The sequence below is a fragment of the Legionella resiliens genome (genome assembly GCF_021344005.1).
Lineage (GTDB): Bacteria > Pseudomonadota > Gammaproteobacteria > Legionellales > Legionellaceae > Legionella > Legionella resiliens.
In genome coordinates this window covers 137,965-151,652 of the sequence record NZ_JAJTND010000003.1, presented here as the reverse complement: position 1 = coordinate 151,652, position 13,688 = coordinate 137,965, and the positions used below count along the sequence as shown (strand labels likewise).

Sequence of the window (13,688 nt, the reverse complement as noted above, 5' to 3'; positions counted from 1 at the left end):
GACTGAGTCTTTTACCCCTTTATATTTTACTATCCCTTAATAAATTAATAACCTTCTCAATTTCTTCTGACATCGGTCTACAATGTTCTATTTTTGGAGAATATTGACGAACTGTATGATAAATAGATTGAGCTTTTTTACTCGCTTTTTCAATACCACGTAATTCAAGTGCTTGCGTTGCTGCAATTAACAAAATTGCCGTGAGACGCTCCAAATTAGCTACTGACTCTTGAAAATCAAAAGCAGCATGTGTGCCCAAACTATTTACATCCTGATTATCACCCTCGGTAGCTAAGGTAAATGCCTGATGTGACTGGGCCAATTTGCGATTTTGAACTGCAAGTGCTGCAGCTAATAGCTGCATTGATCGAAAACCATTATGTTTACTTGGATTAGGTACAAGATTAACTGGTAAATTATGATTCTTACGAGGATGAACTAAGTTGGCGAGCAATGCATGCATCCAGGTTGAAGCTTGAGCAATGTCCATTTTTAAAATGTCGCATGCATCGGTTATATAAAAACCCATAAAATTTGCGCTATGATGAATACTGTTCGCAGCGACATCAATAATTGGATTATCATTAACAGAGTTCATTTCATTTTCTATCCAACAGATTGCACGCTCCAAATTCTCATGGAATGGTCCGAATCCTTGGGGAACAGATCGAATTGAATAATAATCTTGTACTGGTTTATAGGTATAATCTGTAACTCTCAATTCATCTAAATCAATCAACAATTGACTCCCTTCCCAGAAATCGATAAAAAATTGATTGATTGTCATTTCACCCTTATGTTTTTTCAGTTGGTGCACCATAGGATGATAAGCACTGCTGATCACGAGTAAAGACTCTAACGTCATGGCAATAGCGGCCAACATTTGCTTGAATAAATGATGCAAATCATAGACGGCCAAACTGGCTATTGCCGTCATGAATGAGGTGCCATTGATCAAGGCAAGCCCATCACGCATTACGGGTTTATATGCCTTAAGGCCCGCTAATTGAATCGCTTCAGGCGCCAACATAACCTGATTCTGATAAGTCACAGCAACTGGTTCTCCAATAAGCGCTGCTGCAATCATAGAAAGAGGAATAAGATCACCACTGGCACCAATAGAACCATAACAACGAACGACCGGAGTAATACCTGCATTAAGAAAGTCTAAAAGTGAATTAATTAATTCAGGATGAACGCCTGAATATCCTTGTGCCAGACAATGCGCACGCAACATCATCGCCACGCGTACGATATGCGGTGAAACAATTGTACCTAAGCCGCAAGAAAGAGAGCGGAGAATATTTTCCTGTCGCTCATTAATCGAGTCATAATAATCTGATGTATCAGTAGCTTTGAGCGTAGCATCGATATAACGAACCTGATCACCAAAATTTGTATTGACCCCATAAATAGGAATTCTCGAATCAACATGAACTTTCAAAAACTGGTATGAGGCTTCTATGGCCTCCATCGCCTGGGGGGGTAAGGCTACTGGCAATGAATGATGTGCCAATGCTTGAGAAGAAGCAATAGTTAACTGACAACCATAACCAATTGTTATAGGTATGTCTACTCTGCTCATACTTACAGGATCAGACATTTTGCGAGTATTGGGAGACTTTAGATGTTCCAAGCGTAAACTCCATTTATCATAGTAAAAATTCGCCAAAAACTGGGCTTAGTGTGTTCTTTTTTATAAGATTTTTCAACAAAATAATTTAGGTGGAATTTTTAATCCTCAATAAGTCTGGGCAAATGACCCCTCCAGGCTTATTGAGTCATTTTAGAATCTATTTATAGCCAGATTACAACCACTCATTAGAATGGCAATTCCAATGTGTCATCCAACAAATGCATTTGTTTCTTAAATAACTGCTTAATCTGTTCTAAATTATCTTTATCTTCGGCTTCAAAACGAGCAACGAGACAAGGTGTAGTATTCGAAGCACGTAATAGCCCCCATCCTTTATCGAACTCAACACGTAACCCGTCAATGGCAATAACGCGTGCTTGAGGAAATTCAGCCATTTCATTAAATCGCTTCATAAACTGGAACTTCTCATCATCCGCTATAGCAATCTTCAATTCAGGCGTATTGACGCTATTGGGAATTGCTTCAAATTGCTCACTTACAGTCATGTCCGATGCGCTAATGATTTCAAGTAAACGGCAGGCACTATACAGTGCATCATCAAATCCATACCAGCGATCTTTGAAAAATAAATGGCCGCTCATTTCACCAGCCAAAGCAGCCTCTTCTTTTTTCATCACGTGTTTCACAATGGAATGACCTGTAGGGCACATTTTGGGTATGCCACCCGCTTCTTTGATCACAGCCTCCAAGTGACTGGAGCATTTAACATCAAAAACTACAGTAGCTCCGGGAAGACGAGTTAATAATTCACGAACATACAGCATCATCAAACGATCAGGCCAAATCATTTCACCTTTATTCGTGATTAAACCCAAGCGATCGGCATCACCATCAAAAGCTAAACCGATATCTGCTTTATGGGCTGCTACTGCAGTTTTCAAGTCAGCTAAATTAGCCTCAATGGTTGGATCGGGATGATGATTAGGGAAGTGACCATCTACATCACAATAAAGCGCAATAACCTCGCAACCTAACTCGCTAAGCATCTGAGGTACAATTGGACCAGCAATCCCATTACCACAATCAACCACCACTTTTAATGGACGCTTGATTTTTATATCACTTCTAATGCGTTGCTCATATTCAGGCAATACATCAAATGCCATGTCTTTCCCTTGGCCCGCAACGCGCTTGCCGTCAAGAACCAGTTGATACAAAATATCAATATCTTCTTGCATTAAAGTCTTACCCAACAAGACCATTTTAATACCGTTGTAATTTGCTGGGTTGTGGCTTCCTGTTACCATCAATCCACAATCAATGCTTTGAGTGTGAATTGCAAAATACATGACCGGCGTAGGAACTGCCCCTAAGTCTACTACATCGATACCGCTGTCCAGCAATCCTTGTTTTAAGGCGGAAGCCATAGCAAAACTCGTGAGACGGCCATCGCGTGCCAAAAAAATTTGTTGGCGCTGCAAATCACGCAAATAACAGGCTAGAGCGAGTCCAATACTATAAAAAGCATTTTCATCCAATTCCTGTCCAATTATGCCTCTGATATCATATGCACGGAACACCGAACGCGTCACTTGCTTTTGCTGATATTTCATTTAATGCCTCCCTGAACTTCCAAACCCACCTTCACCCCTGGAGGTTTCGGTAAATGCCTCAACGATTTCAAAAGCAGCTTGCACAACTGGGACAAAAACTAATTGCGCAATACGCTCCCCGGGATTTACTGTAAAATGCTCAATCCCTCTATTCCAACAAGAAATTTTGAGTTCTCCTTGATAATCAGAATCAATGAGTCCCACTAAATTCCCTAAAACAATACCATTTTTATGCCCTAAGCCTGAGCGGGGTAAAATCACAGCCGCTAATTTAGGATCAGCAATATAAATCGACAGTCCTGTCGGCAATAGCACCGTTTCTTGCGGTGCAATTTGAATCGGCTCATTAATACAAACACGCAAGTCCAATCCGGCTGAACCGTGAGTTGCATACGAAGGTAGCGGAATAGTATCACCTATTCGAGGATCAAGAATTTTTAATTGAATCGCTTGCGCCATCATTTTTCCTATAAAATATTAATGCCCATCATTTTGCAGAGTTGCAGCAATGATTGCAATAATTTGTCCAGCCAACCGTGTTTTATGGGTTAAGGGTAATTCGATTTGCTTGTTTTTTGTAATTACAGTTACTTGATTCACTTCACTATCAAATCCAAGTCCTTTTCCTACTGAGTTTGCCACAATCATATCCAGTTTTTTACGCTGTAATTTTTCAGTGGCATAATGCACAACCTCAGTGGTTTCAGCAGCAAACCCAACCACGCAAGAAGCCTTAGCTGATTCAGCAACACGACTGAGGATATCGGGATTTTTTATCAATTTAAGCGTCATTTCGTCCTGATTTTTTTTCTTCATTTTCTCAGAAGCAGGCGACTCGACCCGATAATCAGCAACAGCAGCTGTTCCTATAAATATACCACCTGCTGGCATTTCCTGCATTACTGCGTCCAGCATTTCTTGTGCCGATTCAACGAGAATCCGCTTAATTTTTGCTGAAGCCTGTAAAGTACTTGGTCCACTAATCAGAGTAACTTGCGCTCCTGCCATTGCAGCAGCCTCTGCCATGGCATAGCCCATTTTTCCAGAGCTGTAATTACTGATATAGCGTACCGGATCCATAGGTTCACGAGTAGGTCCAGCGGTCACAAGTACTTTTTTACCCGCCAATAACTGGTGGACATTATATAAACGTAAAGCACTCATGATGTATTCCACTTCACTTACGCGTCCCAAACCTTGCTCACCGCATGCTTGAGCCCCTTCTTCAGGGCCAACAAAAATCACCCCTCGCTCTTGCAAAAGCTTAAAATTAGCTTGGGTTGCAGGATGGGCCCACATGCTGCGATTCATGGCAGGACAAACTATCACTGGCACTTCAGCAACAAGATATAAAGTAGAGAGCAAATCATCAGCAATACCTTGTGCCAGTTTGGCAAGGCAATTGGCGGAAGCAGGAGCAATAATCAAGTAATCAGCCCAGCGTGCTAATTCAATATGTCCCATGGCACGCTCTGCCTGGGCATCAAATAAATCAGTACGTACATCGTTTCCTGATAAGGCCTGCATCAACAAAGGACTAACAAATTCCTGGGCGGATTGCGTCATCACCACTTTGACCTCCGCACCAGCTCGAGTTAATTCTCGAATCAGGTACGCTGATTTATAGGCGGCAACTCCTCCACAAACCCCAAGCAATACTTTTTTCCCGGTAAAATCTTGCATGACTCAACGTTTTTGATAAGAATAGCTGTGATCAAAGCATAAACTTCGCAATAAAGGAATAGAAAAATGACGGTTGTCCAATCAACACGGCGGTTCGATCTGCGTGAAAAACTTATCACGTATGGCGCACAAAACCTTTCAGATGCTGAATTACTCGCAATTTTTATCAGCTCTGGCACCAGTAAAAAATCCTGTGTGCAATTAGCTTTTGATCTCCTCAAGCATTTGGGTGATGTACGCGCCGTTCTAAATGCCGATATACAAAGCTTCAAACAAATATCGGGCTTGGGTGATGTGCGGTATGCCCAGTTGCAAGCAATCAAGGAAATGTGTCGGCGCAGTGATTTTATTCAATTAAAAAAAGAAACCCAAATCACGAACAGCAAACAAACTTATGCTTATTTAAAAAAACGTTTGCGTGATTATAAAAATGAAACCTTTGCTGCATTATTTCTTGATAATCAACATCGCATCATTGCTTATGAGGAACTCTTTTCCGGGACAATCAATACAGCAACGATTCATCCCAGGCCCATCATAGAGCGTGTTTTACAACTGAATGCAGCAGCACTCATTCTGGCCCACAATCACCCATCAGGCCTATCCGACGCAAGCCACCAGGATATCATCGTAACCGAACGCATCCGTGAAGCTCTGGAATTGGTTGATGTCCGCTTACTCGATCACATTGTTGTTGGCGACAACGAAGTCTATTCCATTATTGCCGAAAGCAAATCGATATGCTGTACCTAATCACGATAATTTCCTGTATCCAGATACAGTGGCATCTCATTATTACTTAAATTTTTTTGACCTATAAATTATTTTATTGATCATTTAATAATCACATAAGGTAAATGTTTTATCATTTACACCTATGAAGTAAATGTAATCGGAATAAACGATGTCACAAACAAAAATTAACGCAGAACAAGATAAGGATCTGCAAAAATACCTAAAAAGAATACAGAATCGAATAACAAAATATAATCAATTATCAGCCCCTACTACACTAGATAATAAACAATTAATTGATGATTTATATCTTTTCACGCAAACTTATCTTAAAAAAGCCTGCACGAATGATGCGGATAATTTTAAAGTCATTCAATTATTTCGACATGGAGAATGCACGAACGCGGATAAAGGATATGGATTCAAACCGAATGCAAATATTAATCCAGCCGCCGATGCAAATATGAAGCATTTTGATTATTCAGTGCTTTTGCATAATCAAAGTAATGATGCTCACGTTGTATTTTCAACTATGACACGGGCTACTGTAACCGCCGCAAATTTTATTAAAGGCTTACGTACTCATAACAAAAAAGTAACAGCCAAATCCTCACGTGAAATAACAGAAATTGCCGAAGGACCTTCCGGTTTTGATATAATGAATTGGCGTGAATATGGTCCGTTGCTTAATCCATTTTCTGATGTGAAGTTTTTACATCGAGCTTTGCTTTTTTTCTCATTTATTCGTTACGCTATTTTTGGAAGCACGTTAGAAGACAATAAGAGTGCAAAACAAACAGCATTGGATACTATCGGAGCGCTTGATGAGACGTCACAGCCCTCTGATGTAACCCATACAACAGACGCACAAAGAGAAAATGGGTTAGCAAAAGAGATAGTAGATGAACTAGATAATGATGAGCCGCGCGATATGGTAGTCATAGGCCATGGTAATTCAATACGAGATACTTTAACGAAGCTTTTTCCAGGTTATAAAGCGGAGCATCGAAAAGACGATGCATTAGACTTTGCTGAAAGCCAAGCTCTGATGGCATTTGATGTAAATGGGAAAAAAGAGCTATTTATGCTGCCATTTAGGATTCAAGTAGATCAACATACTCCTGGAAAAATGAATGTACGATATGTGCCTTATGCAGAACTAAATCCGGACTATCAACAAGTTGCACAAGAAGTAACAGACAGAGACTTGGAAATTACCGGTTGGCAAGTCGATGAAACAGATGCACTACTGGAGCAAAATCCGAACCGTTCGTATGGAACAATGCGCTTGCTAAATTTTGGTGGTAAGCAGAGAAGCGAACTTCCTGAATTAGTAATAACGGAATCAGATACACAAGAGTACGGCTCTGAGCAGGACGAGGATGAATTAGGTTTTCATCCTCAACCAGGTACAAAGCTTGGTAACAGCGGAAGTTTTGGCTAACTCTGGATCTCTAGAACAACATAAAAAGTGATGTTGTTGTTCTAGAAATAATCTTTCAAAATATGAGATTGGGAAAAACCATCGACGTATCCCAATCTCTCGTATAATTAGATGATGCCAATTAAAATAACCCATCCTTATGACTAAAATTATCTCATCACTGCTTTTTTCTCTTGCCATCGGTACTGCTTTCGCTGAAACAGACTATTGCCAATTGGCAATAGAAAATTTATATGCAGAGAAAAGTGATTTAATCTCCGTAATCAAAATCAATACCCATAAACCGTCGCTTTATTCATCCACAGTCGAAACAAGTAACGATTGTACCAATTACATCCCCTTGTTTTCAGTCAAAAACCCTGACGTGATAGAAACCCAAGGTGGCTTATGTGCCGTATTGCCTGCTGATGAAATAAAGCCTAATTTATGTTCTTTAAGCGTAACGCTTTGTGCTTCCGAAAAAGAGTGCCAAAATTTAATTATAAAATTAACAACAGAGAATAATCATTATACAAAAGCAGAGCCTGCTTATTATGAAATGGATTTCAAGTAATGAGATAAATGATGCTTTGTTCTGGAGTCTATACTTCAGAAAATGCTTTGAAAAAAGGTGTCGAAATATTACAAAAGGCTTTAGTTTTTCTAGTTCAAGCTACGAGTCATTTTATTCCCCAGATCCTTTAATTTGGGGCCAAATTTTTCTATTGCAATTTTATGATCAAAATTTATATAATGCGGACAATTAATGTTTGCTGAGCTGTTATATCATGACGTTTTCGAGTAAATTAAGAGCAGATTATGTTGAATTGATTAATGAAGAGTTAGATCGTATTCCTGTAGTACGCATTGAAGAGTTCAATTTAATTGCTCAAGAATTACAAATGCTCATTACTTCGCCTTTTATTTTAGCGGTTAAAGGCTTCTTTAGCTGCACTCCAAGGAAATCTACGCTTTCTGAAGCAGCTCAAAATCAGATTGCTTATATTCATTATTGCTATAATACCCCTAAAGATTTTGTGACAAATACAAAGGATTATTCTGAATATCAACAGATTCTCAAGGAAAGGATTTCAGCGAAAATCACGGAATTTCAAAAATTCACTGAAAAAGAAAAAAATGCGTACATCACGTTTCAAAAAGAACAACATAGTGAAGTGAAGCACACCTCATTCGATTTGGTTTAGTAAACATGAAGCTATTAGAATTTGCTTTTAACAGCTATATGTTGACTGCGCTTCTAGTTCTTTTTGCTTCTCTGCAAACTCGTACACTTGTTCTCTAGAAAGAGTAACGTTATACCTTTCATCAGTCGAATAGTTACTCTCGAGAGTAATAGTAAATTTTTTATTTTCTTTAATTGGTTTATCTTCACATGGTGTTATTTTTTCAACGAAGTGATACGAAGTGTTCAAAGTCTTGCCGACATATTGAGTATGGCCAAAGCCAACTTTCTCACCGAGTTTATCTATATCCAATCCAGCCAAATATTTCACTGCCAAATGAAGATCATCTTCTGTAAGTGCTGGATGACGTATGTCAGATAATTTCTCTTTGAGAATAGTACTTTTTTCTTGAGTGCCGGTCTCAACGCTTCCTGAGGCAAAATGTTGTTGTTGCAAAGAATGAAGTTTAGTGAGCAATTCCTTATTTCGAGAAGGTTTATGAGTTATGTTTCTTTTAAAAAAACTGCCGCTACGCTCGCTACTTACTAACTCACAATCTTTTTCTTTTATTGTAACATTGCTGATACTGTCAATATGCGTAATTCTTTTACCAACATGTGCATTCATTGTATCGAGTATTTTACTCATGGTCAGCGGTTCACTGGGTTGCCATTTAGCATAATAACGCGCTATTTCCGTAGCGATATAAAAAGCATTATCTTTGTCATTCTTTCTACCTTTCTGGCCTACCTTCAGTGTCTCAATAAACGATTGATTGTATTTATCGATGTCTTCTTGTTTCGGTTTATCAAATTCTAAATTAAGTCGATAATCGAGCGCATTGTACAGATTTGCTTCTTCTTGAAATTTAGTTATTACAGATTCCACACTGGAGCGGCGTCTTCGTATTTGCTCCCCAGCTTCAGCCCATCGATCAACAGAATCCATTACTCTCCAAGTATTTTCATGAACTTTTTGCATTGCGGTATACTCATAATAAGTACTCGATATTTGACGTATTATATCACGTTGACAATACCATTCCTCAGGTACAGGAACAGCACCAAGAGAAAATGCTTCAGTGAGCGATTGATCGCCTGCAACGCCACAAACATCCGACAAACGCATTAAATCAAGTGTCGTTTCAAGGGTGAAGCGATTTCGTTCAAATACTCTAAACTCTCTACCCTCAGGATTTGACCTATCTAAAATAATTTCCTGTGGCTTTTCTGAATCTCCAATATGAAAAACAAGCTTGGTATACCCAAGTTGTTTTAACTTTTCTTGAAAATCCGGTTCTTGAAGCATTAATAATGTTTTTTTGTCCTTATCATCCTTAGTTGAAGCACTTACAAAAAAATTAGCATGTTTGCCGGGCTCATTACTTGCTGCAAAAACCGTAGCAGCTCTTTTGTAAGAAAAAGGCCAATTATAATAAGAAAAAGCAAAACTATTTTTTGCAAGAAATGAAGATGTATCACCGCCCCAATTACCTAAAATCTGTTTTTTCAAAGAAGATTCAATTCCATCAATTATTTTTGCGCGCGCATTTTGTTTTGCGGGAGGAGAAAGACGTGAAAATTCCTTTAAATCGGATTCAATCAAAATTCCAGGGTAATCTTTCCCTACACCCACATTTCCGCTTAAACAAATTATGGGGGGCTTGTAAATTGGCTCCTTTTCAGGTGTTACCTCATAAAGACCATATTCCCCAATGAAAATTTTGGCGCAATCACTATTTTTATGATGTAATGTTAGTGAACCCTCGCAAATAGCAGTTTCCACAGCGAGTTGCGCTTTGCCACATATCCTGCCAATTACTGAACCATGGGTAGTGGTCGTATTAACAACTCCAATTTGAGGATAAACCTCTCCATCTAAGAAGCTCGGTTCAATTTGGCTTATTTTCTTAACTGAATCCTCTCTAGCCAAAACGTAAATAGGAGCATTGGGGTATTTTTTTGCAAGAAATTTAGCTATTTTCATTCCTAAAGAAACATCACCAAAACCCTCTTGATCACTCATATGCAACACTATGGGACCTTTAAAATCAGAGTTACCTTTAAAATCGGGTTTAAAAACATCTTCAGAACGTATCATGCTTTACCGCACAAAAAATCAATATATATTTAAATATTAGACTATCTATTAAGTCATTAAAGATTTTATAGGTTATATTTTAGCCAGAAAGAACAAATGGAGCCTCAAAATAAAATTAGAGCTCCATTTTCTATTTTCAAAATAGTTCAAAAATAATCGGATTTAAATTTGGAGAAATTAGAAGTAACTATGCCCTGTCAAAATCAAAAGAGATAATTTTGGCAATTTCAGGTTGTTTTAAAGCTAAGGCCAAGAGTCTATCAATACCTAAAGCGACTCCGCTGCATGAAGGCAAACCATGTTCTAATGCCTGCAAAAGATAGTGATCTGCCTCCATGAAAGGCAAGCCTTTTTCATTTCTTATTTTTTGGTCCTGGGCAAAACGTTTTGCTTGCGCAGCAGCATCGGTTAACTCATGAAAACCATTAGCCAACTCAACCCCTTGATAATAAACCTCAAAACGTTCCGCTACTCCATTGCTAATTTTTGCCAAGGAAGCTTGTGATGCCGGAAAATTATATACCGCAACTGGAGCACTTTCCTTGCCCAGAAAAGGTTCGACGACATGACTCATCAATAAAAAGAGATACTGATCTCTATCCTCTTCTTGAGGAGGCAAAACATTCTCCAAATCGTAATGCGCCAATAGGTCACGAAGTTGCCTGGGGGTTGCCGATAATGGATCAATACCACAGGCTTCAAGAAAAGCTTGTTGATACGTTTTTTTGATCATGGGACTGGACTGCATTACCCTTTGCAGAAAAAGATCCATTTCTTCCATTAATGCATGATGATCGATCTCCAGCTGGTACCATTCGAGCAAGGTAAACTCTGGATTATGCCAACGTCCTAATTCATCGTCACGAAATACACGGGCTATTTGAAAAATAGAACCACTTCCTGCTGCGAGCAAACGCTTCATATGGTATTCGGGGGAAGTCTGTAAATAATACGTTTCATCACGAAAGGTGGCTTTGATATTGCTTAGATAAACATCGGTTGTCCCATATCGCGCCATAATTGGCGTTTCTACTTCCCAATAACCACGTTCCGTAAAGAACAAACGTATTTTTGCTAATAATTCTGCGCGTTGGCGTAAGAACTCGATCGGTGCTGAAGGAGGCCACATCAATAAAAAATTCCCAATTCAAGCCGTGCTGCTTCGGTCATTCTTTCTTGAGACCAAGGCGGCTCCCAGACCAACTCTACAGAGCAATCGCGAACGCCTTCTACGTTGTTGACTGCTTGTTCTACCGTTCCTGGAAAAGTTTGTGCCACAGGACAACCAGGGGTAGTTAAGGTCATTTGAATCGTGACGTGAGCATCTTCATCAATCGAGATATTATAAATTAAGCCCAAATCATAAATATTAACAGGAATCTCAGGGTCATAAACGCCCTTAAGCGCATTAACAATGGCTTCTTTCAGTAATTCCTCATCCTGTTTTTTCTTAAAACCAAACATAAAGTACCTACTCTTTTTGGTGGCCGTAATCTAGGTGCCAACACAGCTGAGCTGTTATAACCTAATGGTATATATAAACCTCGCCCACGTCCCGCGGCTTTCCGTGGGAACCAGGCATCTTTCACCATCACTGGATCCCGCAGACAAGCCGCGGGACGTAGGATTTAACTCAATTCCTACATTTAATTGCAATGCTCAATGGAACCCAGAAATAGATCCTCCTATTCTGTTTTCACCACATTGCTGTCTTTATTCAACGCGGCTTCCAAAGTATGCCAAGCCAAAGTAGCACATTTTACCCGTGCCGGATAAGCCTTCACTCCTGCAAGTACTGTCAACTTATCCATATAACGTAACTGACCTTCTTCATTCTGAGTCAACATATGATGAAAGCGATGAAACATTTCATGAGCTTCTTCTATAGTTTTCCCTTTGATCGAGTCGGTCATCAATGAGGCCGATGCTTGGGATATAGCACAACCACATCCCAGAAAACTTAACTCAGTAATCACATCTTTTTCTATTTTGGCATATACCGTTAATTTATCCCCACACAAAGGATTAAAACCATTCGCTTGCGTCGTCGCATCCTTCATTTCATAATGATGGCGTGGATTGCGATTGTGATCGATAATGATTTCTTGATAAAGTTCTCGCAATTCAGCACTCATGCAAATACCTCTTTAACTCGCTGCAATGCGTGTATGCATGCATCAATTTCCTCTTTGGTGTTATAAAATGCCAGGGAAATACGCGAAGTAGCTGCAACATTATAAAAATCCATCAACGGCATGGCGCAATGATGGCCACTTCGTATTGCAATTCCTTCGCTATCTAAAATAGTACCGATATCATGGGCATGAATTGTTCCATGTACAAAAGCGACAACCGGTACTTTTTGTTTGGCGGTTCCAATAATATTAAATCCGCTCGACCGAACTCCGGCAGTTGCATAGTCTAACAACTCTTGTTCATAAGCGATGATTGCTTCCATATCCAAAGATTCTAAATAATCTATGGCAGCGCCTAAGCCAATTGCTCCGGCAATATCAGGAGTACCTGCTTCAAATTTACTTGGCACCGCAGCGTATTCTGTTGCTTCAAAAGAAACGGAATTAATCATCTCGCCCCCTCCTTGATAAGGAGACATGGCATTCAGAAGTTCTTCTTTGCCCCATAGAACACCAATACCTGTAGGGCCATATAATTTATGCCCGGAAAAAGCGTAAAAATCACATCCTAAATCTTGCACATCCACAGGAAAATGAGGAGCCGCTTGTGCGCCATCGAGTAATACTTCTGCACCAACATCATGTGCCATCTTAATCATTTCTTTAACGGGATTAATCGTGCCTAAAGCATTAGAGGCATGTGAAATTGCTACAAATTTAGTGTTTTTATTTAATTTCTTGGCAAACTCATCCAATAAAATCTCACCGTCAAGAGAAATGGGGGCAACCTGCAGCTTGGCCCTGGTTTTTTTACACACCATCTGCCAAGGAACAATATTGGAATGGTGTTCCATATGCGTAATTAATATTTCTTCATCAGGTAAAATACGTGGGGCAACCAAACTTTGTGCAACCAAATTAATCGCTTCAGTTGTTCCACGTACAAAAATGCATTCACGTGGTGAATTCGCTTTGATAAAGCGCTTCACTTTGGAACGGGCAGCTTCATAACTCTCAGTGGCTCTGACACTTAAAGTATGCACACCACGATGTACATTCGAATTATCATGCTCGTAATAATGAGACATAGCCTCAATCACCGCTTTAGGTTTTTGTGCGGTTGCCGCATTATCAAAATAAATTAAATCAAAATCATTTACTTTTTGATTGAGTACAGGGAAATCTCTACGAATTGCCTGAATATCCAAAGCGTCCATT

Annotated in this window: 13 protein-coding genes; 4 read left to right on the top strand and 9 right to left on the bottom strand. The window is 39.4% G+C overall.

Going from position 1 to position 13,688, the window contains the following annotated elements:
* Nucleotides 1-19: 19 nt before the first annotated feature.
* From LXO92_RS04405 to coaBC, 4 genes are all read right to left on the bottom strand, one after another.
* Nucleotides 20-1,636 (bottom strand): HAL/PAL/TAL family ammonia-lyase, encoded by a 1,617-nt coding sequence (locus LXO92_RS04405; protein WP_232890442.1) that lies wholly within the window; start codon nt 1,634-1,636, stop codon nt 20-22.
* Nucleotides 1,637-1,821: 185 nt separating this feature from the next.
* Complete coding sequence (locus LXO92_RS04400; protein WP_182351508.1) at nt 1,822-3,210, bottom strand: phosphomannomutase/phosphoglucomutase; 1,389 nt, start codon at nt 3,208-3,210, stop codon at nt 1,822-1,824.
* Entirely contained in the window at nt 3,211-3,669 is a 459-nt protein-coding gene (gene dut / locus LXO92_RS04395; RefSeq protein ID WP_182352729.1) for a dUTP diphosphatase, read from the bottom strand.
* A gap of 18 nt (nt 3,670-3,687) precedes the next feature.
* Nucleotides 3,688-4,893: a bifunctional phosphopantothenoylcysteine decarboxylase/phosphopantothenate--cysteine ligase CoaBC gene (coaBC, locus tag LXO92_RS04390; protein ID WP_182351507.1), complete on the bottom strand. Its 1,206-nt coding sequence runs from the start codon at nt 4,891-4,893 to the stop codon at nt 3,688-3,690.
* 66 nt (nt 4,894-4,959) lie between these two features.
* Here coaBC and radC point away from each other — a divergent pair, with 66 nt between their 5' ends.
* From radC to LXO92_RS04370, 4 genes are all read left to right on the top strand, one after another.
* Nucleotides 4,960-5,646 carry a RadC family protein gene (gene radC / locus LXO92_RS04385; RefSeq protein WP_182351506.1) on the top strand — a complete coding sequence of 229 codons (687 nt, stop codon included), beginning with the start codon at nt 4,960-4,962 and terminating at the stop codon, nt 5,644-5,646.
* Nucleotides 5,647-5,797: 151 nt separating this feature from the next.
* Complete coding sequence (locus LXO92_RS04380) at nt 5,798-7,072, top strand: hypothetical protein (RefSeq protein ID WP_232890441.1); 1,275 nt, start codon at nt 5,798-5,800, stop codon at nt 7,070-7,072.
* 139 nt (nt 7,073-7,211) lie between these two features.
* Nucleotides 7,212-7,625, top strand: a complete 414-nt coding sequence (locus LXO92_RS04375; RefSeq protein ID WP_182351504.1) for a hypothetical protein — start codon at nt 7,212-7,214, stop codon at nt 7,623-7,625.
* Between the two features lie 214 nt (nt 7,626-7,839).
* Nucleotides 7,840-8,256, top strand: coding sequence for a hypothetical protein (locus LXO92_RS04370; RefSeq protein WP_182351503.1), 417 nt, complete (start codon nt 7,840-7,842; stop codon nt 8,254-8,256).
* Nucleotides 8,257-8,283: 27 nt separating this feature from the next.
* Here the strand turns inward: LXO92_RS04370 and LXO92_RS04365 are convergent, their stop codons facing one another.
* The 5 genes from LXO92_RS04365 to LXO92_RS04345 all read right to left on the bottom strand — a co-directional run bounded on the left by LXO92_RS04365 (nt 8,284) and on the right by LXO92_RS04345 (nt 13,687).
* A complete protein-coding gene (locus LXO92_RS04365) occupies nt 8,284-10,335 on the bottom strand; it encodes a hypothetical protein (RefSeq protein WP_182351502.1) in 2,052 nt (683 codons plus the stop codon).
* A gap of 187 nt (nt 10,336-10,522) precedes the next feature.
* Nucleotides 10,523-11,464: an elongation factor P--(R)-beta-lysine ligase gene (gene epmA / locus LXO92_RS04360; protein ID WP_232890440.1), complete on the bottom strand. Its 942-nt coding sequence runs from the start codon at nt 11,462-11,464 to the stop codon at nt 10,523-10,525.
* Complete coding sequence (locus tag LXO92_RS04355; protein WP_182351500.1) at nt 11,464-11,799, bottom strand: SUF system Fe-S cluster assembly protein; 336 nt, start codon at nt 11,797-11,799, stop codon at nt 11,464-11,466. Before LXO92_RS04355 ends, epmA begins: the two co-directional genes overlap by 1 nt.
* A gap of 221 nt (nt 11,800-12,020) precedes the next feature.
* Nucleotides 12,021-12,470 carry a Fe-S cluster assembly sulfur transfer protein SufU gene (gene sufU / locus LXO92_RS04350; RefSeq protein ID WP_182351499.1) on the bottom strand — a complete coding sequence of 150 codons (450 nt, stop codon included), beginning with the start codon at nt 12,468-12,470 and terminating at the stop codon, nt 12,021-12,023.
* Complete coding sequence (locus tag LXO92_RS04345; protein ID WP_304599226.1) at nt 12,467-13,687, bottom strand: cysteine desulfurase; 1,221 nt, start codon at nt 13,685-13,687, stop codon at nt 12,467-12,469. The genes sufU and LXO92_RS04345 overlap by 4 nt, the downstream gene beginning before the upstream one ends.
* Between the last annotated feature and the right edge of the window lies 1 nt (nt 13,688).

What these genes read in the sequence shown, in the direction of transcription:
- LXO92_RS04400 (WP_182351508.1), bottom strand. Translation starts at nt 3,210, where the DNA reads ATGAAATATCAGCAAAAGCAAGTGACGCGTTCGGTGTTCCGTGCATAT.
- dut (WP_182352729.1), bottom strand. Translation starts at nt 3,669, where the DNA reads ATGGCGCAAGCGATTCAATTAAAAATTCTTGATCCTCGAATAGGTGAT.
- coaBC (WP_182351507.1), bottom strand. Translation starts at nt 4,893, where the DNA reads ATGCAAGATTTTACCGGGAAAAAAGTATTGCTTGGGGTTTGTGGAGGA.
- radC (WP_182351506.1), top strand. Translation starts at nt 4,960, where the DNA reads ATGACGGTTGTCCAATCAACACGGCGGTTCGATCTGCGTGAAAAACTT.
- LXO92_RS04380 (WP_232890441.1), top strand. Translation starts at nt 5,798, where the DNA reads ATGTCACAAACAAAAATTAACGCAGAACAAGATAAGGATCTGCAAAAA.
- LXO92_RS04375 (WP_182351504.1), top strand. Translation starts at nt 7,212, where the DNA reads ATGACTAAAATTATCTCATCACTGCTTTTTTCTCTTGCCATCGGTACT.
- LXO92_RS04370 (WP_182351503.1), top strand. Translation starts at nt 7,840, where the DNA reads ATGACGTTTTCGAGTAAATTAAGAGCAGATTATGTTGAATTGATTAAT.
- LXO92_RS04365 (WP_182351502.1), bottom strand. Translation starts at nt 10,335, where the DNA reads ATGATACGTTCTGAAGATGTTTTTAAACCCGATTTTAAAGGTAACTCT.
- epmA (WP_232890440.1), bottom strand. Translation starts at nt 11,464, where the DNA reads ATGTGGCCTCCTTCAGCACCGATCGAGTTCTTACGCCAACGCGCAGAA.
- LXO92_RS04355 (WP_182351500.1), bottom strand. Translation starts at nt 11,799, where the DNA reads ATGTTTGGTTTTAAGAAAAAACAGGATGAGGAATTACTGAAAGAAGCC.
- sufU (WP_182351499.1), bottom strand. Translation starts at nt 12,470, where the DNA reads ATGAGTGCTGAATTGCGAGAACTTTATCAAGAAATCATTATCGATCAC.
- LXO92_RS04345 (WP_304599226.1), bottom strand. Translation starts at nt 13,687, where the DNA reads ATGGACGCTTTGGATATTCAGGCAATTCGTAGAGATTTCCCTGTACTC.